Origin of the sequence: Pseudomonas tritici, assembly GCF_014268275.3 — a bacterium.
Taxonomy (GTDB): Bacteria; Pseudomonadota; Gammaproteobacteria; order Pseudomonadales; family Pseudomonadaceae; genus Aquipseudomonas; species Aquipseudomonas tritici.
In genome coordinates this window covers 3852356-3878452 of record NZ_CP077084.1, presented here as the reverse complement: position 1 = coordinate 3878452, position 26097 = coordinate 3852356, and the positions used below count along the sequence as shown (strand labels likewise).

Here is a 26097-nt window from a genome sequence, read left to right as displayed (position 1 = left end):
CGCAAGTTGGCTGAATTGCGAAACAGTCTGGCTATCCTGTGCAATGCCGTCTAGTGGTGCGGTGGATATAGTGAGATCCGTTCTCAACAAGGAGCTCTGCCATGCGACTCGACAGCACAACATTTCCGGTGGTGAAAATCGTCTTTGATGCGCCCAGCGAGAGAGGCCCGGAAGATGCCTTCCGGATTTTCGAAAGCCTGTTGGCCCGTCAGCAATCCTTCGTGTTGCTGCACGAAAAAACCGTGGATGAAAACAACCACGAACACTCCCACGAGGAACGCAAGCACGCCTCGATCTGGATGAAGAAAAACAAACAGGCGCTGCGTGCCTACGTCAAAGGCATGATCCAGGTGGAACCCAGCGCAGCGCAGCGCCTGGCGCTCAAGCCGTTCGCCGCGATGTTCGGCAAGGCGTGGGGGTACCCGTTGCTGGTGGTGGAGTCCAAAGACCAGGCGTGGGCACTGGCTCGGGATGTGCTGGATGAGCGGGTGTCGGATGTGGCGCATTTTTGAAGGGTAATGTGGAGCAAAAAATGTGGGAGCGGGCTTGCTCGCGAATGCGTTTGATCAGTGGATACATCGTTAACTGATACACCGTATTCGCGAGCAAGCCCGCTCCCACATTTGTTCGGTGGCGAGGCTCAGTCCACGCAAATCGCCCGGCCGAGCTTGCCTTTTTCCACCGTCGCCGAGCAGCCGAAGTGGCTGTTGTCCACTTGGCAGGTGCCGCTGATCGGCGTGCTGCCAGTTTGGGTGGTGACACTGGTTTGGCACTCGCCATCACACTGACTAGAGTCGGTACACGCCTTACCTGCATCCTTGTACGGCGTGATGCATTTCCAGCTCTGCAACTTGCCGACTTGCTTCATCGTGCCGCCGCCTGCCAGGCACGTCGACGCGGCGGCGTCTTGCGCAGGTGGCGTGGTGGGCGCTGTTGAGGTGCAAGCCGATACCAACAGCAGGGCGGCCAGGCCGATCATCAATTTCATGCAAAAGTCCTCATTGGGTAAGCGCAGCGGTGCAGTGTACGGGCAATTGGACTACTTTGATTGACGAGCGATCCCTACCCGGTACTTACCCATGCACGCGTTATGGAAGCGGTATTTGGCCTTGCTGGAAAACGATCTGAGCACACAGATTTTCGACAACGTGAAAAACCTGCTGGTGTGTGCGCTGTTGTTTGCGGCAGGGACCAATACGCTCGTGGGCCAGCAGGACCTGTTTATCGGGGTGTTTGCCTCCAGCGTGGCCGGCTGGGGACTGATTGTGCTGTCGACGCTGTTGATGCTGTTGAACGTCAGTGATGGTATCCGTCGATTGGCCAAGCTGCGTTATCACCTGGCGCTACAGCTGTTGTTGATCCTGGTGTATCTGGTGGTGGCCGAGCGGGTGGTAGAGATTGTGTGGGGCTTCCGCGCGCATTGAAGTATCCTCCGCGCCCCGCTTATCACTGATTCAAAGACAGATGACAGGACAAGACATGCAGGCGCTGCTGGACTCGATCCTTGACGAAGTTCGTCCATTGATCGGCCTCGGCAAAGTCGCCGACTACATCCCCGCGCTGGCCGATGTACCCGCCAACCAGATCGGCATCGCCGTGTACGGCAACGACGGCTCGGCCTACCGCGCCGGTGACGCCGATACGTTGTTCTCGGTGCAGAGCATTTCCAAGGTGTTCAGCCTGGTGCAGGCCATCGACCACGGCGGCGAAACCATCTGGGAACGCTTGGGCCACGAACCGTCCGGGCAACCGTTCAACTCCATGGTGCAACTGGAATTCGAGCGCGGGCGCCCGCGTAATCCGTTTATCAATGCGGGCGCGCTGGTGATTTGTGACATCAACCAATCGCGCTTTGCCGTACCGATCCTGTCGATGCGCGACTTTGTAAGGCGCCTGTCCGGCAACCCGCAGATCCTGGTCAACAGCGTTGTCGCCGAATCCGAAGCCCAGCACGGCGCGCGCAACGCGGCCATGGCTTACCTGATGAAGTCCTTCGGTAACTTCCACAATGACGTAGACGCGGTGCTGCACAGCTACTTCAACTATTGCGCGTTGCAGATGAGCTGCCTGGACCTGGCCAAGGCCTTCAGCTTTCTCGCCAACGAGGGCACCAGCGCCCACAGCGGCGAGCAAATCCTGACGGCGCGCCAGACCAAGCAAGTCAACTCGATCATGGCCACCAGCGGGCTGTATGACGAGGCAGGGAATTTCGCCTATCGCGTGGGGTTGCCGGGCAAGAGCGGGGTCGGCGGCGGGATTGTCGCGGTGGTGCCGGGGCAGTTTACGGTGTGCGTGTGGTCGCCGGAGCTGAATGCGGCGGGGAATTCGCTGGCGGGGATGAAGGCGTTGGAGTTGTTGAGTGAGCGGATTGGGTGGTCGGTGTTCTAAGGTGTAATGGCGTTGATCTGCTGAAATGCAATCTACCAGCACCATGATTTCCCTGTGGGAGCGGGCTTGCCCGTTCCCACACGGGTTCAGCAATCACTTTAGGCCTTACGTTTCAAAAACAAATCCACCATCAAGTACAGCGCTCCAGCGGTGATCGCGATATCGGCGATATTGAACACGCCGGTATGCGTCGGTCCGACATTCAGGACCATGTAGTCGACCACATGACCGTCGCGAAAGACGCGGTCTATAAGGTTGGCAATGCCACCCAACGCAATCGCATACAGCGGCAAGACCTTACGCAGTGGTTGGCTCCAATTGGACAGCGACCACCACATCGCCCAGGCCACCACTACTGCCACGCCGACGATAAAGATCAGCTGTTTGACCTGCGGCGGCAAAGCAGCGCCCAGGCTCAGGAAGGCGCCTGGGTTCAGGCTCAGTTCCAATGCGAGGTTGATGGGGTTAGAGCCGATTTTGAAACTGTTGGCTTGCAGTGAAACCAGGGCCAGTAGTTTGACGAGTTGGTCGATGGCAACAAAGGCGATACCGGCGAAGAGGGCGAAGGTGCGGCCTCGCAGTAGGGGTGACGTGCTCAAGCGGTAACTTCCTGTCTGGGGGCGGTCGATAGAGCGCCCGAAGATAGCTCAGGCGCTCTATCCCGTCCATCTTCAGGCCGCCGGGTGGGCTACGTCCAATGCCTTGTCGACCAGCAGTTGCACACCTTCGAGCATGCGGCAGATACCCAGCGCGACGTTGCGTTGAGCACCGTCGATTTCAAAGGCCAGGTGAGTGGCGATATCGTTGATGGAGGCCAGGTCCTGGGAGGCGTTGACCAGCAGGGTTTCCGTGCCTAAATCGGCGCGGACGGTGAAGAGTGTTTCTGGGGGATTTGGACTGTCTTTGATCATGGTGAAACTCCGTCGGGAATGGAGCTGCCACGATTCGCGGTCAAACGAAATAGGGTGGCAGCTATACGCGGGTTGACCGACCGGTCCCGAGGAGCCCGGCATACCCAAAGGTATCCCGCGTACAGCTGCCGCGACACGATACATCAGACGTAAAAAAAACGCCTGAATCGATGTTGGCATAAGTGTATTCGGGTTCGGACGGTCAAATCCGGTCGCTGAATTGGCAGCGACGGCAGAGAGGTTAGTCAGCGCACTTCCGAGCGACAACCTGAAACGGTTGTGGGATATATCCGAGAATCTGGGGCGCAGTGCCATCCCTGTGGGAGCTGGCTTGCCTGCTATGCAGTGTGTCAGCTAGCACATCCGGCACTGGCACTCTCGCCACATCGTAAATCATCGGCTGGAGTGTCTATTCACTGTCTTTATTGGCATCCCCTGGCTTTCCTCTTCGGCACCGGCACGATCATGCTCACCTCACCCTGATACCGTTGATACCTTTCCCCAAACAGCACCACCAGATCCTTTTCTTCAAAGTGGGTCCCAACGAAGAGATAGATGGTCAGCCCCACCGCAAACAACAGATGACCTGCCGTCATGTCCGGTGTTGCCCAAAAGGCAATCAAGAACCCCAGGTAAAGCGGGTGACGAACGATCTTGTAGAGCCCCGGCGTTCTGAATGCCGGCGCGTGTTGTGCCGTGCCGCGCCAGCGGTCAATAGCCTGTTTGAGCCCGAAAAGTTCGAAGTGGCTGAACAACAACGTCGCCAGCTATAAAAACGTGACCAGGAAAGTCAGATAGCAGCCGATGCTGTACACCCGCACGACGAGGCTGTTTGAGTTTTTTTGCGAGATCATGGACGACTCCTTTCGTGCATGGTGAATGGGTAAACCAGTCGACGTACGAATTCGACTGGCTAAGGCTAGCGGGGTTTATGAGATCAGTAACCTGTGAGAAGTGACAGTGTCTTTGAAGCGGTGGGGGCTGGTCGCCGGAATTGAATGCGCCGGGATATCCGCTGGCGGGGATGAAGGCGTAGGAGTGACTGAGTGAGCAAATTGGGGGGGGGCGGTGTTCGGACGCTATAGCAATTAGATGAAGTCAGTCTAAAAAACTGTCATTTCTAACAGGAGAAATGTTCTGGAAATCAGAAAAAAATAACAGCTCGAAGGCGGCAGTACGTGGCCAAGGAGAGCGAACCAGGAGGGTTTAACATGTTCCCGCACACGGTTGTGAGCGCATTTGCACAAAAGGTCAAGGTCAATCCTGATAGGTTGGCTGTGGTAGGCCAGGCGCAGCGGCTGACTTACGCAGAGCTCGACCATCAAAGCACTAAGGTGGCGGCCGGTTTGCAAGCGTTGAAGATCGGTGCCGGCGATCTGGTGTTGGTTCAGGCTGAGCGCTCGGTGGCGCTGATCATTGCCTTTTTGGCCGTACTCAAAACCGGTGCAGCGTACGTCCCGCTCGACAGGACATTGCCACAAAACCGCAAAGAATACGTTGCCCGGCAATGCGGCGCTCGGGTGGTGCTCTCTACCCTGGCTCATGATCGAGCGCCACTGCCTGAGTGCACATTAACAACGGTCGACGAGTTGCTGGCCGGCCCCGAGTCCGTGCTGTCTCGACCGGTGTGGGTCAAGCCCACGGACGTTATGTACGTGATTTTCACATCGGGCACTACGGGCAATCCGAAGGGCGTGGTCGTCGAGCATCGTAGCGTCATAGGGTTGATGCTCGAACACAATGCACGTCTGGATATCGACCCGAGCAGCCGATCCACGGTGATGGCAGCAGTAGGGTTTGACTTGATCCAAGCAGAAGTCTGGTCAAATCTGGTTGCCGGAGCTTGCCTTTATCTGCTGGATCAAGAGTCGTTACTCAGCAGTGATGCATTCCTGGCTTTTTGTGTGACGCATCAAATCACGCACGCGTTCGTACCAACCCTGAAAGTCTACAACATCGTGAATGCCCGCCAGCCGCCAGCCCTCTCACTCAAATACATCTATACCTGTGGCGAAAAGCTGCATCCCCTGAGAGTGGAGCACTTATCCTTTAAATTGGTGGACTGTTATGGCCCCACCGAAGCGACTATTTTCGTTACCTCGCACCTTGTGCAAAGCAGACGTTTGAACCAAGCCGATTCCATTGGCCTTCCGATCGGACAGTGCAAAATCCACATCCTTGATGAGCATTTGCAAGAAGTAGGCGCTGGCGAGGTAGGTGAGTTGTGTATTGCCGGGCCCTGTTTGGCCAGAGAATATCTGGGCGCGCCTGAATTGACCCGGCAGCGTTTCATCTATTCCAAAGTGCTCAGGCGTCGCCTATATCGCAGCGGCGACCAAGCACGGATCCTTGAGGATGGCAGTATCCAGTTTCTAGGGCGGCTGGACGGTCAAGTCAAGATACGCGGCTACCGGGTTGAACTGGGTGAGATCGAGGCACGCCTGCTTAAGGAGTCGCAAGTCACCAGTGCGGCGGTGGTTGTGGAAGATGGGGGCACTCAGGCTGACAAACGTTTGGTTGCATTTGTCGTGCCCTGGAATCGACACGTCCATCCGAAGCGGCTGGAGGCCGACCTGCGCCGTAGCCTTGGGCGCGACTTGCCTGAATATATGGTGCCTTTCACCTTCCACTGCGTGGCCGAACTGCCAAGCAATGGCAACGGCAAGACCGATAAGCCAGCCCTGCTCGAATTATTGAAAAAACTGCAACCCGACCTGTTGGCAGTGGATCGCTTCAGCGATGAAAACCAGCGCAAGGTCGCGCTCGCTTGGTATGCGGTGCTCGGGCATGGCAATTTTTCAGTGGACGATAGTTTTCTTGAGGTGGGCGGGCATTCGTTGCGCGTGGCGCAGTTGGCTAAACAGCTGTCTGAAGGCTTCGGTATCAGGGTGGCAGTGCGTGAAATCTATGAACATATCGTATTGAAAGATCTTGCCGCTGAGCTGGCCCACCGCTGTCAGCCTTCCGCGCAGGGCGGCGCTCAGCCTGCCATCAATTTCGAAGATGATGTATTCCTGGATGCCGGTACGGATTTTAGAGGTGGCTTTGATACCGCACAGGTAGGCGACCCAAAGCATGTCTGGCTTACCGGGGTGACAGGGTTCGTTGGGATTCATCTGCTCCAGCAGCTTTTAGCCACGGGCGCCGCGTGCATTCATTGCCCGGTACGCTGTGAACAGCCCGAAGCCGGCCTGGCGCGGCTTCAACAAATCAGCGAGCGTTACCGGGTGGAGCTTAAAGCGAGTGATTGGGCGCGCATCCGTGTGTATGTCAGCGATTTGTCGCAGCACAACATGGGATTAGAGCCCGGCGAGTATGCGTGGCTTTCTAAAATGATTGATGCGGTGGTCCACTCGGCCAGCGCGGTCAATTTCATCATGCCGTATTCCTACATGAGGACTGATAACGTCGAGGGCCTCAGGCGCATTCTCAGTTTTTGCGCCGCAGGAAAAACCAAAGCGCTGATGTTGATGTCGACTATTTCCATCTACAGCTGGGGGCACCGCTATACCCTTAAGCGCCGTGTGTACGAGGACGATTGCATCGATGAAAACCTACCCGCAATACGGCACGATCTTGGGTATGTTCAAAGTAAGTGGGTGATGGAAAAGATAGCGGATATGGCGGCTGCCAAAGGCCTGCCCTTGATGACTTTCCGCCTCGGTTACGCGACCTGTCACAGCCGCACCGGCGTATGTGCCGACTACCAGTGGTGGGGCCGGTTTATCAAAACCTGTCTTGAGCATGGCGCTGTGCCAGACCTGCGAAAAATGCGCGAAGGCCTGACGACTGTTGACTACATGGTAAAGGCCGTCGCTCACATTGCTCGCCAACCTGCGGCCCTTGGCAAGAAATTCAACCTGTGCCAGACGCTGCACCGTGATCCAAATCTCAAGCAGTTTTGTTCGCGGGTTGGCCGTTACTATGGGCGCCGCCTTGCTGTCTTGCCGTACGAGAAATGGGTTGGGCTGTGGGAAAACCAGACGGATGCGTTGCTGTACCCGCTATTGGGGATGTTCAAGGACGACATGCATGAGGGGCAAACGATATTGCAGCTTTACCAGCACAATTACGCTTGGGATAGGCGCAATGTCCGGGCTTTTTTGATGGGCAGCGGGATTCGGCAATCGGAATTCTCGGGAGACGTGCTGGCGCGCTACCTGGACCGGTTGGGAGGCGGCGTTGGAAATATCTGAGAATTTGGGGCGCAGTGCCATCCCTGTGGGAGCTGGCTTGCCTGCGATACCGGTGTGTCAGCAGTCTCTCAGTCACTGGAAGACCGCTATCGCAGGCAAACCAGCTCCCACATTTTGATCTTCATTCTTCTTTGGGATTTATGTGAGCCCCAACAAAAAATGCGCCCCTGAGGGCGCATTTTTTTGTTCGGTCAGCTATCGCCTATTCAGGCAGTCGCATCCCAAGCACGATCACCATTCTCGTCTTTAATCCGAGTTGGCAACCCCATCACGTCCAGCGCCTTCAGGAACGGCTCAGCCGGCAGTTCCTCGACGTTGGCCATGTGCTTCACATCCCACTCACCACGGGCAACCAGCAGCGCAGCGGCTACGGGTGGAACGCCTGCGGTGTACGAAATGCCCTGGCTGTCAGTCTCGGCAAAGGCTTCTTCATGGCACGCCACGTTGTAGATGAACATCTCACGCGGCTGGCCGTCCTTGGTGCCTTTGACCAGGTCGCCGATGCAGGTCTTGCCGGTGTAGCCCGGCGCGAGCGAAGACGGGTCGGGCAGCACGGCCTTGACCAGTTTCAGCGGCACGACTTCCAGGCCTTCGGCGGTGGTGACCGGCTTCTCGGAGAGCAGGCCGAGGTTTTTCAGTACGGTGAACACGTTGATGTAGTGTTCGCCGAAGCTCATCCAGAAGCGCACGTTGGGCACGTCGAGGTTTTTCGACAGGGAGTGCACTTCATCGTGGCCGGTGAGGTAAAGGTTCTGCGAACCGACGACCGGCAGGTCGTCGGTGCGTTTGACTTCGAACATGGTGTTGCTGGTCCACTGGCTGTTCTGCCAGCTCCACACCTGTCCGGTGAACTCGCGGAAGTTGATTTCCGGGTCGAAGTTGGTGGCGAAGTATTTGCCATGGGAGCCGGCATTGACGTCGAGGATGTCGATCGAGTCAATGCGGTCGAAATGCTGTTGCTGCGCCAGCGCGGCGTACGCGTTGACGACACCTGGGTCGAAGCCCACGCCAAGGATGGCGGTGATGTTCTTCTGTTTGCACTCTTCCAGGTGGTTCCATTCGTAGTTGCCGTACCACGGCGGGGTCTCGCAGACCTTGCCCGGCTCTTCGTGGATGGCGGTGTCGAGGTACGCAACGCCCGTGTCGATGCAGGCACGCAGTACCGACATGTTGAGGAACGCGGAACCCACGTTAATGACGATCTGCGATTCAGTCTCGCGGATCAGGGCCTTGGTCGCTTCCACGTCCAGGGCGTTCAGCGCGAAGGCTTGGATGTCGGCGGGAACCTTGAGGCTACCCTTGGCCTTGACGCTGTCGATGATGGCCTGGCATTTGGAGATGTTGCGCGACGCGATAGCAATACGACCGAGTTCGTCGTTGTGCTGCGCGCACTTGTGGGCCACCACCTTGGCGACACCTCCTGCACCAATGATAAGAACGTTCTTTTTCAATTGCTTTATCTCTCCTTTATCCGCCAGCTTACGAAAGGCTGGACAGGTAGTCGTCGTAACCAAATTCACGAACCACTTCGACTGTACCGTCGAGTTGTTTCACTACGATGGACGGCATTTTCAGGCCGTTGAACCAGTTTTTCTTGACCATGGTGTAGCCCGCGGTGTCGATGAACGACAGCCGATCGCCGATGGCCAACGGACGATCAAATTGATACTCGCCGAAAATGTCCCCGGCCAGGCAGGATTTGCCACACACCATGACGGTGTGTTCACCCTCGCTCGGTGCCAGCTTGGCATTGAGGCGATAGATCAGCAGGTCCAGCAGGTGGGCTTCGATGGAGCTGTCTACCACGGCGAGGTTTTTGCCGTTGTAGAGGGTGTCGAGCACGGTCACTTCCAGGGAGGCGCTGTTGGTGATCGCCGCTTCGCCCGGTTCCAGGTAGACCTGCACGCCGTACTTCTCGGAGAACGCCTTCAAGCGGGCGCAGAACGCGTCCACGGCATAGTCTTCACCGGTGAAATGGATGCCGCCGCCAAGGCTGACCCACTCGACCTTGTGCAGCAGCGCGCCGAAGCGTTCTTCGATGGTGCCGAGCATTTTGTCGAACAGGCTGAAATCGCCGTTCTCGCAGTTGTTGTGGAACATGAAGCCGGAGATCTGATCAATGACGCCTTCGATCTTCACCGGGTCCCATTCGCCGAGGCGGCTAAACGGGCGCGCCGGGTCCGCCAGGAGGTAGTCGGAGCTACTCACCTGTGGGTTCACGCGCAGGCCACGGGTCTTGCCTTCGGAGCGTTCGGCAAAGCGCTGCAGCTGGCTGATCGAGTTGAAGATGATCTTGTCGCAGTGCTCCAGCATCTCTTCGATTTCATCGTCGGCCCAGGCCACGCTGTAGGCGTGCGCTTCACCTTCGAATTTCTGGCGGCCGAGCTTCAACTCGTACAGCGACGACGAGGTGGTGCCGTCCATGTATTGCTGCATCAGGTCGAACACCGACCAGGTGGCAAAGCACTTGAGCGCCAGCAACGCCTTGGCGCCGGACTGCTCGCGCACATAAGCAATCTTCTGCATGTTGACCAGAAGTTTCTGTTTATCGATGAGGTAGTACGGCGTTTTGATCATTTTTGAGAGCCTGCGGCGGTGCCTGCCAAAAAAGGACAGGCATTGTGCCCGCACTTGGATTGAATCGAAAGGTTAGTGGGCGGAATTTGCTGCACCCGGTTTTCAATCGTAGTTGCGAAGTATGACTGTCTATAGGCATACACAGGTCGAATGTGGGCGCTGGCTTGCCTGCGATAGCGGTGGGTCAGTGCCAACAGTACTGGCTGATAGTCCGCAATCGCAGGCAAGCCAGCTCCCACCTTTGATCATCACCCAGAGGGAGAGGGCGCTTAATGCTCAGTGACATCAAACCGTCATCTCCCCACCACCGTCCTGCCATATTCCCCCGCTACTGTCCTCGCCAATGAGATCGATCTCAAGCGAGTGACAATGACTGACCTGAAAGACGTTGCGCGCCTGGCTGGCGTATCCCGCGCCACCGCCGCCCGCACTTTTGCTTCCCCTGACCAAGTGCGCCCGGCCACCCGTGAACAGGTGTTCGCCGCCGCCCGCGAGTTGGGGTTTCGGCCCAATCTGCTGGGCCGCCAACTGCGCCTGCAAACCACCCAGTTGATCGGCGTGGTGGTGCCTAACCTGCTCAACCCGGTGTTCGCTGAACAGTTCCAGGCCATGGAGCGCGCTGCACGGTCGCGCGGCTACAGCCTGTTGCTGGCGACCACCGACTACAGCAGCGAACGTGAGTGCATTGTGGTGGAAGAACTGCTGCGCCAGCGCGTCGACGGCTTGGTACTGACGGTCACCGATGCCGAAAGCAACAGCGTGCTCAGCAGCCTGAACACCGAGCAGACCCCGTTCGTGCTGGCGTATCACCAGCCGAGCAACCCCAACTACAGCGCTGTGTCGGTCGACAACCGCGCTGGCATGGCCCTCGCCACGCGATATCTGCTGGAAGCCGGGCACCGCCGCATCAGCATGGTCGCCGGGCCCGCGTTGCAATCGGACCGTGCTCGCCTGCGCTACGCCGGCTACTGCGATGCCATGCAGGAATACGGCATCAAGAGCCGTCCGGTGATCGAAATGCCGGCTCACACCCAAGCTGAGTTCGCCGCCATCGAACCTTTCCTCCAGGGCGCCGATGCACCGACCGCCTTGGTGTGCTCCAACGATTTCCTGGCGATCAGCCTGATTGCCGAACTGCGTCGCAACGCCTGGAACGTGCCCCAACAGCTTTCGGTTATGGGCTTCGACGGCATCAGCCTCGGCACCCAGATGCACCCGACCCTGTGCAGCGTGGTGCAGCCCATTGCGCTGTTGGCCAGCACCGTGATTGACCAACTGCTGGCGCAAATCGCCGGCAATGCTCCGACGTCCCATTGCCTGCCTTGCCATATCCGGCCCGGCGAAAGTACTCAACCCTACGAGGAGACCCTTGATGCGCGCACTCAGTAAAACCCTGGCAGCCCTGTTGCTGTGCGGTGCGGCCAGCCTGGCCCAGGCCGCCGAAACCGCGATCTGCTACAACTGCCCGCCGGACTGGGCCGATTGGGGCACCCAGCTCAAGGCCATCGCCGCCAGCACCGGCGTGCAAGTGCCGCTGGACAACAAAAACTCCGGCCAGTCCCTGGCGCAATTGGTGGCGGAAAAAGCCGCACCGGTCGCCGATGTCGTTTACTACGGCGTGACCTTCGGCCTGCAGGCGCAAAAAGCCGGCGTGGTCGACACCTACAAACCCAAGGCCTGGGACCAGATCCCCGCTGGCCTCAAAGACCCGGCCGGCCATTGGTTCGCGATCCACTCCGGCACCTTGGGCATCATGGTCAATGTCGACGCGCTCGGCGGTTTGCCGGTCCCGCAAAGCTGGGCTGACCTGCTCAAGCCGGAATACAAAGGCATGGTCGGTTACCTCGATCCGTCCAGTGCCTTCGTCGGCTACGTGTCGGCAGTGGCGATCAACCGCGCCATGGGCGGCGACCTGGACAACTTCGCCCCGGCCATCGACTACTTCCAGAAACTCGCGAAAAACGCGCCCATCGTGCCCAAGCAAACCGCCTATGCGCGGGTGCTCTCCGGCGAATTGCCGATCCTGGTGGACTACGACTTCAACGCCTATCGCGCGCGCTACAAAGACAACGCCAACGTCGCCTTCGTGATTCCGAAAGAAGGCAGCATCAGCGTGCCCTACGTGATGAGCCTGGTCGCCAATGCACCGCACCGCGCCAATGCCGAGAAAGTCCTCGACTTCGTGCTGTCGGACGAAGGCCAGGCGCTTTGGGCCAAGGCTTACTTGCGCCCAGTGCGTCCAATGAAAATGCCGGCTGACGTGGCTGCGCAGTTCCTCCCGGACAGCGACTATGCCCGTGCCGGTGTGGTGGACTACGAAAAAATGGCCGCTGTGCAGGAAGCCTTCGCCGCCCGATACCTTAACGAGGTCAAGTAAGTGGCCGCATCGGCAAGACATGCAGCCTGGGCGCTGGCCCCGGCTTTTGCGGTACTGCTCGCGTTCTGGTTGTTGCCGCTGGCGCACCTGATGGTGCTTGGCGCCGAGAGCCGCGACAGCAGCGGCAGCGGCTATTGGCAGGTGCTCAGCAGCGCGCAGTACCTGGGCAGCCTTGGGCAAACCCTGATCCTGGCAGTGGTGGTGACGCTGGTCGCTTTGGTGATTGGCGGCATCAGCGGCGTGTTCCTCGCCCGCCAGCAGTTTTTCGGGCGCTCGGCGCTGGTGGCGTTGCTCACTTTTCCTTTGGCCTTTCCCGGCGTGGTGGTGGGCTTCCTGGTGATTTTGTTGGCAGGCCGCCAAGGCCTGCTGGCGTCACTGGGCCTGCAACTGGCCGGGGAACGTTGGATCTTCGCCTACTCATTGGCGGGGCTGTTTGTGGGCTACCTGTACTTCTCGATTCCGCGAGTAATTCTCACGGTAATGGCCGCCTGTGAAAGCCTCGACCGCAGCCTGGAGGAGGCCGCGCATTCACTGGGCGCAGGGCACTGGCGCGTGGTCTGCGACGTGATCGTGCCCGGTTTGGCACCCGCGTTGGCGTCCTGTGGGGCGATCTGCTTTGCCACGTCCATGGGCGCTTTCGGCACCGCCTTTACCTTGGGCACGCGGCTCAATGTCACCCCGGTGGCGATCTACAACGTATTCACCAACTACGCCAATTTTGCCGTCGCCGCTGCGCTGTCGGTGGTACTCGGTGCGGTGACCTGGGCGGTGTTGCTGCTCACGCGACGCCTGGTGAAAAACGCGGGGACTGTGCTGTGAAACGCTCATCGCTGTTTGTGATTCAACTGCTGTTCACCCTGCTGGTGTGCGCCTTCATGCTGGTACCGGTGCTGATGTCGTTGCTGGCCGGGCTGACCCGCAACTTTTTCGTGGGTGTGTCCAGTGGCTTGACCTTTGATTGGATTATTCAGGTGTGGCAGGCCTATTCGCCGACTGTGTGGCTGTCGCTGCAATTGGCCTTGGCCTGCGCGGTGTGCGTCTGTGTCATCGGTGTGCCGGCAGCCTACGCCTTGGTGCGTATGAACAACCGCTTCAGCCGCGCCTTCGAGGAGCTGATGGTGCTGCCGGTGGCCATGCCCGGCTTGGCCAGTGCGTTGGCTTTGCTGCTGACCTACGGCCAGTTCGGCAGCTTCCGCAGCAGTTGGCTGTTCATCCTCGTCGGTCATGTGCTGTTCACTTTGCCGTTCCTGGTACGCCCGGTGATGGCGGTGATGCAACGCCAGCAATTGCCGGTATTGGAGGAAGCAGCGGCCAGCCTGGGTGCAGGTCCGATAAAGCGCTTTTTCAGCGTGGTGGTACCTAATTGCCGGGCGGGGATTCTGGCGGGTGTGCTGATGGTGGTCACCTTGTCCCTGGGTGAATTCAACCTGACCTGGATGCTGCACACGCCGATGACCAAAACCTTGCCGGTCGGCCTGGCCGACAGCTACGCCTCGGCCCGGCTGGAAATCGCCAGCGCCTACACCCTTATCTTTTTGCTGATGATCGTGCCGCTGCTGATTGCGTTGCAGGCCATCAGTGCCCGTTTGTCCCGTGGAGAGCGTCGATGACCGCTATCACTATCCGCCTGCAAGGCTGTCGCAAGGCGTTCGCCGACGGCACCGTGGCCGTGCATGACTTGAATTTGACCGTTGAAGGCGGCGAAACCCTGGCGATCCTTGGCCCGTCCGGCTGTGGCAAAACCACCACCCTGCGCCTGATTGCCGGCCTGGAACGCCCGGATGTGGGCCAGGTGTTTTTCGGTGACCAGAACGTGACCCGCCTGCCCATTGAACGCCGTGACGTGGGCATGGTGTTTCAGAACTACGCGCTGTTTCCCAACCTGGATGTGGCGGGCAATATCGTCTACGGCCTGAAAATTCGCGGTATGTCGGCACCGGAGCGCAACAAGCGTTGTGATGAATTGCTGGAATTGGTGGGTTTGCAGGACCACGGCAAGCGCAGCATCCATGAACTCTCCGGCGGTCAGCGTCAGCGCGTGGCGTTGGCCCGTGCGTTGGCGCCGCGCCCCAAGGTTTTATTGCTGGATGAACCTCTGGCAGCGCTGGATGCGCAACTGCGCGAACGCCTGCGCAGTGAGCTGAATGAACTGTTGCGCGGTCTCGGCATTACGTCAGTGTTCGTCACCCACGACCAGGGTGAGGCCATGGCCCTGGGCGATCGTATCCTGGTGATGGAGCACGGTCGCGTCGCCCAGTTGGCCAGCCCACGGGACATCTACCAGAAACCGGCCAACGCCTTCGTCGCGGGCTTTGTCGGCAACCTTAACGCTTTCGTGGTGATCGAGCCGTCATCCCATGGCTTGAAAGTCTGCGGCGGCGAGTTGCCGTGGCACGAAGCCAACCTGCCGGGCACGGTCTACTGCCGCCCCGAACACCTGCGGGTGATGGAGGGCGAAGGGCACCTGCACGGCCATCTGCTGGCGCAGTTTTTCCAGGGCGCGCAAAGCCGCCTGCTGGTGGATGTCGGCGGCCCGCAACCGCTGTTGGTCGACAGCAGCGACAACCAACTGTACGCGGTCGGCGCGCCGATTGCCCTGGCGGTTGCGCCGCACATGTTGTTCACCCTGAATGCTTGAGAATCTATTGTGAATCGTCCGTTTCTAGTCGCGCAGATCAGCGACCTGCACCTCAAAGCCGGCCAGCGCCTGACCTATGGCGTTGTCGATACCCTGGGTGCGTTGCGCCGCGCCGTCGACCATTTGAACGCAAGCCACCCACGGCCCGATATCGTGGTAATCAGCGGTGACCTGGTGGACTTCGGCCGCGCCGATGAATATGCCGTGCTGCACCCCGAACTCGCACGCCTGCACATGCCGTGCTACCTGGTGCCTGGCAACCATGACACACGCGGGCCGTTGCTGGAGGCGTTCCGTGATCACCCTTATTTGCCACTGTCGGCAGATGGCCCGTTGGACTGGGTGGTGGACGAGTATCCGCTGCGCCTGATCGGCCTCGACTCCACCATTCCCGGCGGCCATGGCGGGCAGTTGTTGGACAGCCAATTGCAGTGGCTCGATGAGCAACTGGCGTTGCGTCCTGATGCACCCACCTTGCTGATCCTGCATCACCCGCCGTTCATCAGCGGTATCGGCCATATGGACCGCGAACCCTTCATCAACGCCGCTGGCCTGGAGCAGGTCGTCGCACGCCACCCGCAAGTGGAGCGGCTGTTGTGCGGGCATCTGCATCGGCCGATGCAGCGCCGTTTCGGCGGCAGTTTGAGTTGTGTGTGTCCCGGCACGTCTCACCAGATCGTGCTGGATTTGCAAGAAGCGGCGCCCGCGCATTTTAACCTGGAGCCGGCGGGCTATTTGTTGCACCGCTGGGAGGCGCAACAAGGTGTGATCAGCCACAACGGCGTGTTCGGGGAGTACCCGGGGCCGTATCCGTTTTATGACGCTCATGGATTGATTGACTGAGGTTTTACGGAGGTTCACTTCGCGCAACTAAGTCGTAAACGTTAGTTAACGCACCGGCCAAGCCGAGTTTGGCCGCGTGCTTCCTGCTGCCCATTTTTTGCGCCCGGAACTTGGATTCCGCGCCGGAGTTCGTCCTGATGAAAGCCACTTTGAATGTAATAAGCGTATTGACCGGCGGCCTGGGCATTGCCCTGAGCCCCTTGGCCTCGGCTGATTTCTTGAGTGACAGTAAAGCCAACGTGAGCATGCGCAACTTCTACTTCAACAACGACAACCGTGACGGCGCCGCCGCACCGTCCAAGACCGAAGAGTGGGGCCAGGCGTTTATCCTTAACTATCAGTCAGGCTTTACCGATGGCACGGTGGGGTTTGGTCTGGATGCGGTCGGCATGCTCGGCCTGACCCTCGATAGCGGCGCCGGCCGCCATGTGGGCAGCTCGATGATCCCCAACGACGACGGTAAGGCCGCCGATAGCTGGAGCCGTGGCGGCGCCACCGCTAAGGCGCGTTTCGCCAAGACCGAGGCGCGCTACGGTTACCTGCGACCGAACCTGCCGATCCTGGTGAGCAACGATGGGCGCCTGTTACCGCAGTCGTTCGAAGGCGGGCAAATCACCAGCAAGGACATCGACAACCTGACCCTGGTCGGCGGCCAACTGCAACACACCACCGGTCGAGGCTCCAGTGATCGCAGCGGCCTGGCCGCGGCGGGTGGCACTCAGGAAAGCAACAAATTCAACTACGCCGGTGCCGACTACCAAGTGACCAAGGACCTGATGGTCCAGTACTACTACGCCAACCTTGAAGACTATTACCAACAGCACTTTGCCGGGCTGATCCACGTGTTGCCGCTCGGCGAATACGGCTCGCTGAAGACTGACCTGCGTTACTTCAAAACCACGTCCGACGGCAAAAACAGCACCGTCGCCGGTCGTGCCGAAGGCTACAAACTTGGCGGTTATACCAAGAACGGCACAGGTGAAATCGACAACAACACCTGGAGCGCAGCGTTCATCTATTCCCTGGGCCCGCACGCGATTACTGCCGGTTACCAGCAAGTCTCGGACGACAGCAACTTCGCCCAACTCAACCAGGGCGGCCTGGTGAATAAAGGGGAGGGTGGTTCCAGCCTGTACCTTTACACCGACCGCACCGTGCAGACCTTCATCCAGGCCGGCGAGCGCACCGCGTTTGCGCAATATGCCTATGACTTCGCGTCGCTCGGCGTGCCGGGTTTGAAGGCGTCGCTGATGTACTTGAAAGGCGACCATATCCTTACCGCCAGTGGCAACGATGCCAGCGAATGGGAGCGGGATATTTCCCTGGATTACGTGGTGCAGAGCGGTACGTTCAAGAACGTTGGGTTTGGCTGGCGTAATGGGGTTTCGCGCAGCGAGGTCGCACGGGATCAGGACCAGAATCGGCTGTTCGTGAGTTATTCGATTCCGTTGATGTAATTACTCTCAAAGCTCTGCAAAAACCAATGTGGGAGCCGTCGAGCCCCAGCGAGGCCGCGATGACGGCGGCATTGCCGATAGAGATGCCGCCTGACACACCGCCATCGCAGCCTCGCTGAAGTTCGACAACTCCCACAGTTGATCGATGTTGCTGAACGGACAGTGTCCGTCTCAGCAACGCTTCAGTGCCTTTGCATGCGTTGCCGTGTCATCCGCCACCTGATGAAAGCCACAGCGAAGATAAAACGCTGCGGCTTCGGGCGTATCGGTCGACAGGCGAACCGATTGGAACTGCGCGCGGGCATGTTCCAGCAGCTGTTGCACCAGTGCTTTTCCGACATTGCGACCGCGTACGGCGGGCGCAACGTACACGCGGCGGAGTCGTCCCGTGCCTGGAGGTGCATACGGGTCACAGTTAAGGCCGCCGATTGCGACCAGTTGCCCTTCACAAAATACGCCCAACAGGCACTCGCCCGGTTGGTCGAATCGGTTGGCGTGGTCGTCCCACTCGGTAATCAGGCGCGTCAGGAATCTGAAACCTTCGGCGATAGCTTGGGCTTCCAAGTTACGGATCTGTTCTGGAAGTCGTTCGAGTTTGCGTATCGAAGGAAGGTTGTCCTGGCATTTTCTGGAATGGCTGTGGTTGGTGGCATCCATGCTAATTCTGCTCTTGATAAATACCCACGCGATTACAACCCTGAAAACCCAGAAGATCAAATGCGGTAGCCGCCCCTGTAGTGAGCGGGCTTGCCCCGCGCTGGGTGGCGAAGCCGCCCTAAACCCAGGCGCCGCAATCTTTCTGAAAAACCGAGGTGGATTTATTGGGGCGGCTTCGCCGGCCAGCGCGGGGCAAGCCCGCTCACTACCTACCAACATGAGCAGATCTTGTGATCATCTCGAATAAAATGAGTTTGTTTCACTATCTCCATCTGCCGACAATAGCTCCATAAATATTGACATTGGAGTTGTAAGTCATGGCAGTCGCTCATTCCCTTGGTTTTCCGCGCATTGGACGCGATCGTGAATTGAAAAAAGCGCAGGAAGCGTTCTGGAAGGGTGAGCTCGACGAAGCCGGCCTCCGCGCCGTTGGCCGTGATCTGCGCAAGACCCACTGGGACCTGCAAAAACAGGCCGGCATTGAACTGCTGCCAGCCGGTGACTTCGCCTGGTACGACCAGGTACTGACCCACTCGCTGATGTTCGGTGTGATCCCGGAGCGGTTCCGCCCGGCGGATGGCATAGCCACCCTGCAGACCCTGTTTGGCATGGCCCGTGGTGTCAGCGACAGCTGCTGCGGCAGTGCCCACGCCCAGGAAATGACCAAGTGGTTCGATACCAATTACCACTATCTGGTGCCTGAATTCAGTGCTGACCAGCAGTTTCACCTGGGTTGGGATCAGTTGTTCGAAGAAGTCCAGGAAGCCCACGAGCTGGGCCACAACGTCAAGCCGGTAGTGATCGGCCCGCTGACTTACCTGTGGCTGGGCAAGGCCAAGGGTGGTGATTTCGACAAGCTCGATTTGCTTGACCGCCTGCTGCCGCTGTACGGCCAGATCTTCCAGCGCCTGGCAGAACTGGGCGTGGAATGGGTGCAGATCGACGAGCCGATCCTGGTGCTGGACCTGCCGCAGGATTGGAAAAACGCCTTTGAACGTGCCTACAACCAGATCCAGCGCGACCCGTTGAAAAAGCTGGTGGCGACTTACTTCGGTGGTCTGGAAGAGAACCTCGGTCTGGCCGCCAACTTGCCGGTGGATGGCCTGCACATCGACCTGGTGCGTGCGCCGGACCAGTACCCGACCATCCTCGACCGCCTGCCGGCGTATAAGGTGCTGTCCCTGGGCGTGGTCAACGGCCGTAACGTCTGGCGTTGCGACCTGGAAAAGGCCTTGGCTACCTTGCAGCACGCCCATGAGAAACTGGGTGATCGGTTGTGGGTTGCGCCGTCCTGTTCCTTGTTGCACAGCCCGGTGGATGTAGGCCGTGAAGACAAATTGGATTCTGAGCTGAAAAGCTGGCTGGCGTTTGCCGTGCAGAAGTGCGCTGAAGTCGCCGTGTTGGCACGTGCGGTCGACGTGCCAGAAGCGCCAAACGTACTGGCTGCCCTGGCTGAGAGCCGCACCGTACAAGCGGCCCGCGCCGCGTCGCCGCGTATCCATAAACCTGCGGTGCAGGCCCGTGTCGCCGCCATTACCGCCAGGGACAGCCAGCGCCAGTCAGTGTTTGCCCAGCGCATCGAGAAGCAACGGGCCGGCCTCAACCTGCCGCTGTTCCCGACCACCACCATCGGTTCGTTCCCGCAGACCGCGTCGATTCGCCTGGCGCGTCAGTCGTACAAGGCTGGAAAACTGAGCGAAGCCGAATACGTCGAAGCCATGCACAGCGAGATCAAGCACGCCGTGGAGGTGCAGGAAAACCTCGGCCTGGACGTGCTGGTGCACGGTGAAGCCGAGCGTAACGACATGGTCGAGTACTTCGCCGAGCAACTGGACGGCTATGCATTCACCCGCTTCGGCTGGGTGCAGAGCTATGGTTCGCGCTGCGTGAAACCGGCGGTGATTGTGGGCGACTTGAGCCGCCCGAAAGCCATGACCGTGGAGTGGATACGCTACGCCCAAGGCCTGACAGGCAAGGTGATGAAGGGCATGCTGACCGGCCCGGTGACGATGCTGATGTGGTCGTTCCCCCGCGAAGACGTGAGCCGCGAAGCGCAGGCCCGTCAACTGGCCCTCGCCATTCGTGATGAAGTGGTGGACCTGGAAGCCGCCGGCATCAAGATCGTGCAGATCGACGAAGCCGCATTCCGCGAAGGCCTGCCGCTACGCCAGGCGCAGTGGCAGCCTTATCTGGATTGGGCCACCGAAGTGTTCCGCCTGTGCGCCTCGGGTGTGCGTGACGAAACCCAGATCCACACCCACATGTGCTACAGCGAATTCAACGATGTGATCGAAAGCATCGCGGCGATGGATGCTGACGTGATCACCATCGAGACGTCACGTTCGGATATGGAGTTGCTGGATGCGTTTGAAGCCTTCGCTTACCCGAATGACATTGGGCCGGGCGTGTATGACATCCACTCGCCGCGCGTGCCGGAGGCTTCGGAGATGGCCAATCTGTTGCGCAAGGCGGCGAAGCGGATTCCGGCTGAGCGGTTGTGGGTGAACCCGGATTGTGGGTTGAAAACCCGTGGCTGGCCGGAGACTGAGGCGGCGTTGATCCACATGGTGACGGCCGCCCGTCAACTGCGCGCCGAACTGGCCTGATTCCTGAGTAGAACACGGTCAAAAATGTGGGAGCTGGCTTGCCTGCGATGCAGGCACCTCGGTCTAACGTGATACCGCGGTGATGCAATCGCAGGTAAGCCAGCTCCCACAGAAAAGCAACCGGGGCGCTACAGGTATTTGAGCCAGGCCAGGTCGCGGCGCCGCGCTTTTAGCCCGGCGAACCAGCGCACTGGCAGGTAGAGCCCCAGGGGCAACAACAGCGCCATTAGCCATATCGCGCCCATGCCGTCGAACCCAAAGTAGTTGCCATGGTTCAGGCCAAACAACGCCACACACGCGACATACAGCACTTTCAACACATACAGATGCAGTAAATAAAAGAACATCGGCGCAGCCCCGAACGTGGCGAGCACGCCAATCCAGCGTTTCTGCCCCGCACGTTCAAACGCCAGCAACAGCAACAACCCAATCCCCAATGTCAGCGCCAAAAACAACAGCGAAGGCGGGTACTTGGTGACGTTGAAAAAGCTCATCAACGTCTGCACGCCACTGTCATACGCCTGCCAGGGCTTCTCGCCATAACCATTGGCCGCGCGCACTACCACAAACCCCACCAACGCACCCACACCGCCCAGCAACAGATAACGTTGGCGAAACGCCGGTTGCATGCCATTGGCAAACAGCGGGCCCAAGCCGTAACCCAGGGCAATCACACCGATCCACGGCAGCACCGGATAAGTGGTGCGCAGTCGCAGCGAGTCGCCCACGTCGATCCAGTTGCGCTCATGCAGGATCGTCCACGGAATATGCAACGCCGAACCCGCGTCGAAATGCAGCCCATCCAGCAGGTTATGCCCGGCGATGATCACCACCGCCAACACGATCAACGCCGGACGCGGCAACCACACCAGCGCGGCCAGGGCGATCATGCTCACGCCAATCGCCCAGATCACCTGCATATAGATCACGCTGGGCGGCAGCTGGAAGGTCCAGGCGAAGTTGACCAGGGTAAATTCCAGCACCACCAGGAACAGCCCGCGCTTGAACAGGAACGCCGAGACATCGCGGCGGCCCTGGTATTTCTGGCCGTACAGCCAGGCCGACAAACCCGTGAGCAACACAAACACTGGCGCACACAGGTGGGCGAGGGTGCGGCTGATAAACAGTGCGGGCTCGGTGCTGTCGATGGTCATCGGGTCGCCGACCTGGCGGTGCAACAGGAACGTTTCGCGCACGTGGTCCAGCAGCATGAACAGGATCACCAAGCCGCGCAGGGCGTCGATGGAAAGCAGGCGTTGGCGTAGCGGAACAGCATCGGTCATGGGCAGGGTCACAGGGCAGGGTGGAAATGGCGCGTTATCCTATAACATTAATTTGCGCGTTGCCGCGATTCGTTGCGCGGATTAGAATGCGATCAATTCTTAATTACTCCTTGGCCCCTGTGCCGGTGACTCGCATGTCGTCCCCCGTCAATCTGCCCATTCAGGACCTGTACTGCGAACACCACGGATGGTTGTACCGCTGGCTCGACCGCAAGTTGGGCAATGCCAGCGACGCGGCCGACCTGGCCCATGACACCTTTATGCGCCTGCTGACCCGTCAGAACGGCGCCGGGTTCGGCACTGAGCCGCGCGCGTTGCTCACCCATATCGCCAAGGGCTTGATGATCGACAGCTGGCGTCGCCAGGAAGTTGAGCGCGCCTATCTGGAAACCATCGCGCACTTGCCGGAGCAGGAAGTGCCGTCGCCGGAAACCCGCTGGCTGATCCTGGAGGCGCTGTACCGTATCGAAGCCATGCTGCGCGATTTACCGGACAAGACTCGCCGAGCCTTCCTGATGTCGCAGATCGACGGCCTGACTTACCAGCAGATAGCCGATGAGTTAGCGGTGTCGCTGGTCTCGGTCAAACGCTATATGCGCGAGGCCTTCCTTGCGTGCCTGAGCGTGGCATGACCCCCGCCATTGACCCGCTGATCCTCGGCGAAGCCGCTGACTGGATGGTGCAGTTGCAGTCCGGCAGCGCCACCGATGAAGACCGCCGCGCCATCGCCCAATGGCAGGGCCGCAGCGCCCAGCACGCCCAGGCGTGGCAACGGGCGCAGGCGATTCTGGGGGATTTCAACAGCGTGCCGGCTGCGATTGCCGGCGACACCCTCAAATGCATCGGCCGCAAGCAAGCCCTCGGACGCCGCCAGGCCCTCGGGCTGTTGCTGCTGGCGGCGCCGGCGACTTGGCTGGCCTATCGGCACAAGCCTTGGCAACCGTGGACCGCCGACCAGCACACCGCCGTCGGCGAGCAACGCAATCTCATGTTGCCCGACGGCACGCGCCTGTTGATCAACACCGCCAGCTCGCTGAATATCGCCTTCACCGACCAGGTGCGGCGCCTCGAGTTGCTGCAAGGCGAGGTGATGATCACCACCGCCAAAGACCCCGCGCCGACACCTCGACCGTTTGTCGTGCAGACCCGCCACGGCACCGCCCGTGCGCTGGGGACGCATTTCAGCGTGCGGGTCGGCGAGCAGAGCAGCCGCGTGGCTGTGCTCGACGGCGCGGTGGAAATGCTGCCGCAGCGCGCCAGTCGTGGGTTGATCCTCAAGGCCGGCGAGCAAAGTGCCTTTGGCAGTGACGGCGTCGCCGCAGTGCAGCCGCTGGATATCAGCGCGACGACCTGGCAGAGCGGCATGCTGCTGGCCCAGCAGATGCGCCTGGCGGATTTGCTCGATGAACTGGGGCGCTATCGCCATGGCGTGTTGCGTTGCCACGACAGTGTGGCCGGGTTGACCGTGTCCGGGGCATTCCCCTTGCGTGACACCGACGCCAGCCTACGCCTGTTGCAGGAAACCCTGCCGATCAAAGTCAGCAGCCTGACCGGTTACTGGGTGACCCTCGAACCGCGCTGAAATTTTTTCATTTTTCGCTGATACCTTTTCAGTTGTCGCCCGGTGTAGAGGAGAACCCTCAACATTTGTACCGCGCCGACAGGAATTCCCATGACCTTCACACCGCATCCCATCCGCCCTTTGAAGGCCTTGAGCCTGGCTGTTGCCCTGGCGGCGATCGCACCGTTGCACAGTGCCGTGGCAGCGGACGCGGCGTCGACCAGCGCAGTACGCAGCTACAGCCTCGCGCCGGGCCCCTTGGGCAATGTGTTGGCGCAGTTCGCGGCGTTGTCCGGGGTGCCGTTGTCGTTTGATTCCACACTGCTCAATGACCAGCAAAGCGCCGGTTTACAGGGCGGCTATACCGCGCAATCGGGTTTTATGCAGCTGCTGCAAGGCAGCGGCTATACCCTGCAAAACACTGGCGCGAATGGCTACACCGTAGTGCCCCAGGCCACTGGCGATGCGCTGGAGCTGGGCGCGACCACTATCAGCGGCGAGAGCGGGGCGCAGGCCGACACCTATGCCGGTGGCCAGGTCGCGCGTTCGGCGCGTTTGGGGGTGTTGGGTAATCGCTCAATCAATGACGTGCCATTCAGCGTGGTCAGCTACACCGCCAAGACCATTGCCGACCAGCAGGCGCGCACCGTGGGGGATGTGCTGCTCAATGACGCGTCGGTGCGCCAATCGTCAGGCTTCGGCAATTTCTCCCAGGTGTTTACCATTCGCGGCCTGCCGCTGAACACCGATGACATTGCCTTCAACGGCCTGTACGGCGTGCTGCCGCGGCAGATCATCACCACCGAAGCGCTGGAGCGTGTCGAGTTGTTCAAAGGCCCCAATGCGTTCGTCAATGGTGTATCGCCAGCGGGCAGCGGCATTGGCGGCAGCGTCAACCTGGTGCCCAAGCGCGCCGAAGACACGCCGACCCGCAGCGTCACCCTCGACACCACTACCGATGGTCAAAGCGGCGGCCACCTCGACCTGGGCCAGCGTTTTGGCGAAGACAACCGCTTTGGCGCGCGGGTTAACCTGGCCAAGCACGGTGGCGACACGGCCATCGAGGATGAATTCAGAAGCTCGCAATTGGTGGCCGTCGCCCTGGATTACCGTGGCGATCGCCTGCGGGTGTCCACCGATGTCGGCTACCAGAAACAGCGCATCAACAATGGCCGCTCGGTGGTGTACCCGAATGGCACCCAAGTGCCAGAGGCGCCATCGCCAAAGCACAACTACGCCCAGGACTGGAGCTGGTCGGAGCTGGAAGACACCTACGGCATGTTCAATGCCGAGTACGACCTGAATGAAAGCTGGACGGCCTACGTGGGCGGCGGGGCCAAGCACACGCGGGAAAATGGTCAGTATTCGTCGCTGTACGTGGGCAACAATGGCAGCGGTCGCGTGGGCTTTTTGTACTCGCCTCACGATGAAGACAACAAAAGCGCCATGGCCGGCTTGAACGGGCATTTCAACACGGGGGCGGTGACTCATCAGGTCAACGTCGGTTTGTCTGGCATCTGGGGTGAGCAGCGTTCGGCGTTTGAAGCGATCCAGCAGGCCAATCGTCAGCCGGGCAATCTGTATGACCCGGTGCAGATTCCGCGTCCGTCTGTCACCTACTTCGGCAGTGATATCCACGACCCGCGCATCGTCGGCAAAAACCGCATCAAAAGCGCGGCGGTGTCCGACACCCTGGGCTTTATTGACGATCGTGTGTTGCTGACCCTGGGCGTGCGGCGCCAGACCATTGAGGTGGACGCGTGGAATACCACCACAGGCGTGCGCAATGCCAACTACGCCGAGACCATCACCACACCCGTGTATGGCCTGGTGGTAAAGCCGTGGGAGCACGTGTCGTTCTACGCCAACCGCATTGAAGGGCTGGCCCAGGGGCCAACCGCGCCGTTGACCAATGTCACCAACCCTGGTGAGGTCTTTGCGCCTAACCGCAGCAAACAGACGGAAGCAGGGGTGAAGCTGGATTGGGACAGCTTTGGTGCGACCTTGGGTGTTTACCGTATCGAGCAGCCGAACAACGCCACATCGCGCCTGCCCGGCAATACCCTGGACACCTTCAGCGTCGACGGCGAGCAGATCAACAAAGGTGTGGAGTTGAACGTCTTCGGCGAACCAATTGACGGCCTGCGCCTGCTGGCCGGTGCGACCTGGATGAACACCGAATTGAAGAACACCTCCAACGGCCTCAGCGACGGCAATCGCGCCGCCGGCGTACCGCGCTTCCAGTACAACGTCGGCGCCGACTGGGACATTCCCGGCATCCAGGGCGCCGCCGTCAACGCACGGATGCTGCGCACCGGTGGCGAGTACGTCAACGCCACCAACACCCTGAGCATCCCCGCCTGGACCCGTGTCGATCTCGGCGCCCGTTATGGTTTCAAGGCCGACGACAAGTACATCACCCTGCGCGCCAACGTCGAGAACGTGGCGAACAAAGCGTATTGGGCGTCGGCGTCGACGGCCAATAATTACCTTACCCAGGGTGAGCCGCGCACCGTCAAACTCTCGGCGACGGTGGATTTCTAACCAGCGACGCCGCTCCCATATTTGATCCCGGCCAGGCGATGGATTCTGATACCGTCAGA

At 59.7% G+C, this 26097-nt stretch carries 22 protein-coding genes and 1 pseudogene; 15 read left to right on the top strand and 8 right to left on the bottom strand.

What is annotated here, in order from left to right; genetic code table 11:
- The first annotated feature begins 101 nt into the window (after positions 1-101).
- Positions 102-512: a hypothetical protein gene (locus tag HU722_RS17385; protein WP_065890800.1), complete on the top strand. Its 411-nt coding sequence runs from the start codon at positions 102-104 to the stop codon at positions 510-512.
- A 128-nt stretch (positions 513-640) separates the two neighbouring features.
- Here the strand turns inward: HU722_RS17385 and HU722_RS17380 are convergent, their stop codons facing one another.
- Positions 641-988: a hypothetical protein gene (locus tag HU722_RS17380; protein ID WP_065872150.1), complete on the bottom strand. Its 348-nt coding sequence runs from the start codon at positions 986-988 to the stop codon at positions 641-643.
- A gap of 91 nt (positions 989-1079) precedes the next feature.
- On the opposite strand from HU722_RS17380, the gene HU722_RS17375 reads away from it, so the two are divergent.
- Positions 1080-1424 carry a hypothetical protein gene (locus tag HU722_RS17375; protein WP_065872151.1) on the top strand — a complete coding sequence of 115 codons (345 nt, stop codon included), beginning with the start codon at positions 1080-1082 and terminating at the stop codon, positions 1422-1424.
- A gap of 55 nt (positions 1425-1479) precedes the next feature.
- Complete coding sequence (gene glsB, locus HU722_RS17370) at positions 1480-2388, top strand: glutaminase B (RefSeq protein ID WP_065890801.1); 909 nt, start codon at positions 1480-1482, stop codon at positions 2386-2388.
- A 98-nt stretch (positions 2389-2486) separates the two neighbouring features.
- Here glsB and HU722_RS17365 read toward each other — a convergent pair whose 3' ends face one another.
- From HU722_RS17365 to HU722_RS17355, 3 genes and pseudogenes are all read right to left on the bottom strand, one after another.
- Positions 2487-2987, bottom strand: a complete 501-nt coding sequence (locus tag HU722_RS17365) for a signal peptidase II (RefSeq protein WP_065890802.1) — start codon at positions 2985-2987, stop codon at positions 2487-2489.
- A 72-nt stretch (positions 2988-3059) separates the two neighbouring features.
- The gene (locus HU722_RS17360) at positions 3060-3299 is read right to left on the bottom strand and encodes a DUF6124 family protein (RefSeq protein ID WP_065872153.1); all 240 of its coding nucleotides are present in this window, start codon (positions 3297-3299) and stop codon (positions 3060-3062) included.
- A gap of 422 nt (positions 3300-3721) precedes the next feature.
- A pseudogene (locus tag HU722_RS17355) lies at positions 3722-4066 on the bottom strand (methyltransferase family protein); the annotation flags it as partial.
- 444 nt (positions 4067-4510) lie between these two features.
- Between HU722_RS17355 and HU722_RS17350 the strand changes: the two are divergent.
- Positions 4511-7495: an amino acid adenylation domain-containing protein gene (locus HU722_RS17350; protein ID WP_065890803.1), complete on the top strand. Its 2985-nt coding sequence runs from the start codon at positions 4511-4513 to the stop codon at positions 7493-7495.
- A 206-nt stretch (positions 7496-7701) separates the two neighbouring features.
- Here the strand turns inward: HU722_RS17350 and HU722_RS17345 are convergent, their stop codons facing one another.
- Positions 7702-8946 carry a saccharopine dehydrogenase family protein gene (locus HU722_RS17345; protein ID WP_065872155.1) on the bottom strand — a complete coding sequence of 415 codons (1245 nt, stop codon included), beginning with the start codon at positions 8944-8946 and terminating at the stop codon, positions 7702-7704.
- A gap of 28 nt (positions 8947-8974) precedes the next feature.
- A complete protein-coding gene (locus HU722_RS17340) occupies positions 8975-10072 on the bottom strand; it encodes a carboxynorspermidine decarboxylase (protein ID WP_065890804.1) in 1098 nt (365 codons plus the stop codon).
- Between the two features lie 369 nt (positions 10073-10441).
- Here HU722_RS17340 and HU722_RS17335 point away from each other — a divergent pair, with 369 nt between their 5' ends.
- From HU722_RS17335 to HU722_RS17305, 7 genes are all read left to right on the top strand, one after another.
- Positions 10442-11461 (top strand): LacI family DNA-binding transcriptional regulator, encoded by a 1020-nt coding sequence (locus tag HU722_RS17335; RefSeq protein WP_065890805.1) that lies wholly within the window; start codon positions 10442-10444, stop codon positions 11459-11461.
- On the top strand, positions 11445-12449 hold the full coding sequence (locus HU722_RS17330) for an ABC transporter substrate-binding protein (protein ID WP_065872158.1): 1005 nt from the start codon (positions 11445-11447) through the stop codon (positions 12447-12449). The genes HU722_RS17335 and HU722_RS17330 overlap by 17 nt, the downstream gene beginning before the upstream one ends.
- Positions 12450-13268, top strand: a complete 819-nt coding sequence (locus HU722_RS17325) for an ABC transporter permease (protein WP_065872159.1) — start codon at positions 12450-12452, stop codon at positions 13266-13268.
- Positions 13265-14059 carry an ABC transporter permease gene (locus tag HU722_RS17320; protein ID WP_065872160.1) on the top strand — a complete coding sequence of 265 codons (795 nt, stop codon included), beginning with the start codon at positions 13265-13267 and terminating at the stop codon, positions 14057-14059. The genes HU722_RS17325 and HU722_RS17320 overlap by 4 nt, the downstream gene beginning before the upstream one ends.
- Entirely contained in the window at positions 14056-15087 is a 1032-nt protein-coding gene (locus HU722_RS17315; protein WP_065890806.1) for an ABC transporter ATP-binding protein, read from the top strand. Before HU722_RS17320 ends, HU722_RS17315 begins: the two co-directional genes overlap by 4 nt.
- A 9-nt stretch (positions 15088-15096) precedes the next feature.
- Positions 15097-15930 (top strand): phosphodiesterase, encoded by an 834-nt coding sequence (locus HU722_RS17310; RefSeq protein WP_065881978.1) that lies wholly within the window; start codon positions 15097-15099, stop codon positions 15928-15930.
- Between the two features lie 137 nt (positions 15931-16067).
- A complete protein-coding gene (locus HU722_RS17305; RefSeq protein ID WP_065872163.1) occupies positions 16068-17387 on the top strand; it encodes an OprD family porin in 1320 nt (439 codons plus the stop codon).
- Between the two features lie 171 nt (positions 17388-17558).
- On the opposite strand, the gene HU722_RS17300 is transcribed toward HU722_RS17305, so the two are convergent.
- Positions 17559-18044 (bottom strand): GNAT family N-acetyltransferase, encoded by a 486-nt coding sequence (locus HU722_RS17300; RefSeq protein ID WP_065872164.1) that lies wholly within the window; start codon positions 18042-18044, stop codon positions 17559-17561.
- 317 nt (positions 18045-18361) lie between these two features.
- Here HU722_RS17300 and metE point away from each other — a divergent pair, with 317 nt between their 5' ends.
- A complete protein-coding gene (metE, locus tag HU722_RS17295) occupies positions 18362-20650 on the top strand; it encodes a 5-methyltetrahydropteroyltriglutamate--homocysteine S-methyltransferase (protein WP_065946306.1) in 2289 nt (762 codons plus the stop codon).
- Between the two features lie 128 nt (positions 20651-20778).
- Here metE and HU722_RS17290 read toward each other — a convergent pair whose 3' ends face one another.
- The gene (locus HU722_RS17290) at positions 20779-21933 is read right to left on the bottom strand and encodes an acetyltransferase domain-containing protein (RefSeq protein WP_065890836.1); all 1155 of its coding nucleotides are present in this window, start codon (positions 21931-21933) and stop codon (positions 20779-20781) included.
- A 134-nt stretch (positions 21934-22067) separates the two neighbouring features.
- Between HU722_RS17290 and HU722_RS17285 the strand changes: the two genes are divergently transcribed.
- The 3 genes from HU722_RS17285 (at position 22068) to HU722_RS17275 (ending at position 26038) form a co-directional block, all read left to right on the top strand.
- Positions 22068-22565, top strand: a complete 498-nt coding sequence (locus HU722_RS17285; protein WP_049712781.1) for a sigma-70 family RNA polymerase sigma factor — start codon at positions 22068-22070, stop codon at positions 22563-22565.
- A complete protein-coding gene (locus HU722_RS17280; RefSeq protein WP_065890808.1) occupies positions 22562-23515 on the top strand; it encodes a FecR domain-containing protein in 954 nt (317 codons plus the stop codon). The genes HU722_RS17285 and HU722_RS17280 overlap by 4 nt, the downstream gene beginning before the upstream one ends.
- A gap of 90 nt (positions 23516-23605) precedes the next feature.
- Positions 23606-26038, top strand: coding sequence for a TonB-dependent receptor (locus tag HU722_RS17275; protein WP_065890809.1), 2433 nt, complete (start codon positions 23606-23608; stop codon positions 26036-26038).
- Positions 26039-26097 lie beyond the last annotated feature (59 nt).

Bases quoted from the DNA above. Each gene is read 5' to 3' on its own strand.
- HU722_RS17350 (WP_065890803.1), top strand. From the start codon at position 4,511: ATGTTCCCGCACACGGTTGTGAGCGCATTTGCACAAAAGGTCAAGGTC.
- HU722_RS17280 (WP_065890808.1), top strand. From the start codon at position 22,562: ATGACCCCCGCCATTGACCCGCTGATCCTCGGCGAAGCCGCTGACTGG.
- HU722_RS17285 (WP_049712781.1), top strand. From the start codon at position 22,068: ATGTCGTCCCCCGTCAATCTGCCCATTCAGGACCTGTACTGCGAACAC.
- HU722_RS17335 (WP_065890805.1), top strand. From the start codon at position 10,442: ATGACTGACCTGAAAGACGTTGCGCGCCTGGCTGGCGTATCCCGCGCC.
- HU722_RS17300 (WP_065872164.1), bottom strand. From the start codon at position 18,044: ATGGATGCCACCAACCACAGCCATTCCAGAAAATGCCAGGACAACCTT.
- HU722_RS17360 (WP_065872153.1), bottom strand. From the start codon at position 3,299: ATGATCAAAGACAGTCCAAATCCCCCAGAAACACTCTTCACCGTCCGC.
- HU722_RS17380 (WP_065872150.1), bottom strand. From the start codon at position 988: ATGAAATTGATGATCGGCCTGGCCGCCCTGCTGTTGGTATCGGCTTGC.
- HU722_RS17330 (WP_065872158.1), top strand. From the start codon at position 11,445: ATGCGCGCACTCAGTAAAACCCTGGCAGCCCTGTTGCTGTGCGGTGCG.
- HU722_RS17340 (WP_065890804.1), bottom strand. From the start codon at position 10,072: ATGATCAAAACGCCGTACTACCTCATCGATAAACAGAAACTTCTGGTC.
- HU722_RS17290 (WP_065890836.1), bottom strand. From the start codon at position 21,933: ATGACCGATGCTGTTCCGCTACGCCAACGCCTGCTTTCCATCGACGCC.
- HU722_RS17305 (WP_065872163.1), top strand. From the start codon at position 16,068: ATGAAAGCCACTTTGAATGTAATAAGCGTATTGACCGGCGGCCTGGGC.
- metE (WP_065946306.1), top strand. From the start codon at position 18,362: ATGGCAGTCGCTCATTCCCTTGGTTTTCCGCGCATTGGACGCGATCGT.
- HU722_RS17385 (WP_065890800.1), top strand. From the start codon at position 102: ATGCGACTCGACAGCACAACATTTCCGGTGGTGAAAATCGTCTTTGAT.
- HU722_RS17315 (WP_065890806.1), top strand. From the start codon at position 14,056: ATGACCGCTATCACTATCCGCCTGCAAGGCTGTCGCAAGGCGTTCGCC.
- HU722_RS17375 (WP_065872151.1), top strand. From the start codon at position 1,080: ATGCACGCGTTATGGAAGCGGTATTTGGCCTTGCTGGAAAACGATCTG.
- HU722_RS17275 (WP_065890809.1), top strand. From the start codon at position 23,606: ATGACCTTCACACCGCATCCCATCCGCCCTTTGAAGGCCTTGAGCCTG.
- glsB (WP_065890801.1), top strand. From the start codon at position 1,480: ATGCAGGCGCTGCTGGACTCGATCCTTGACGAAGTTCGTCCATTGATC.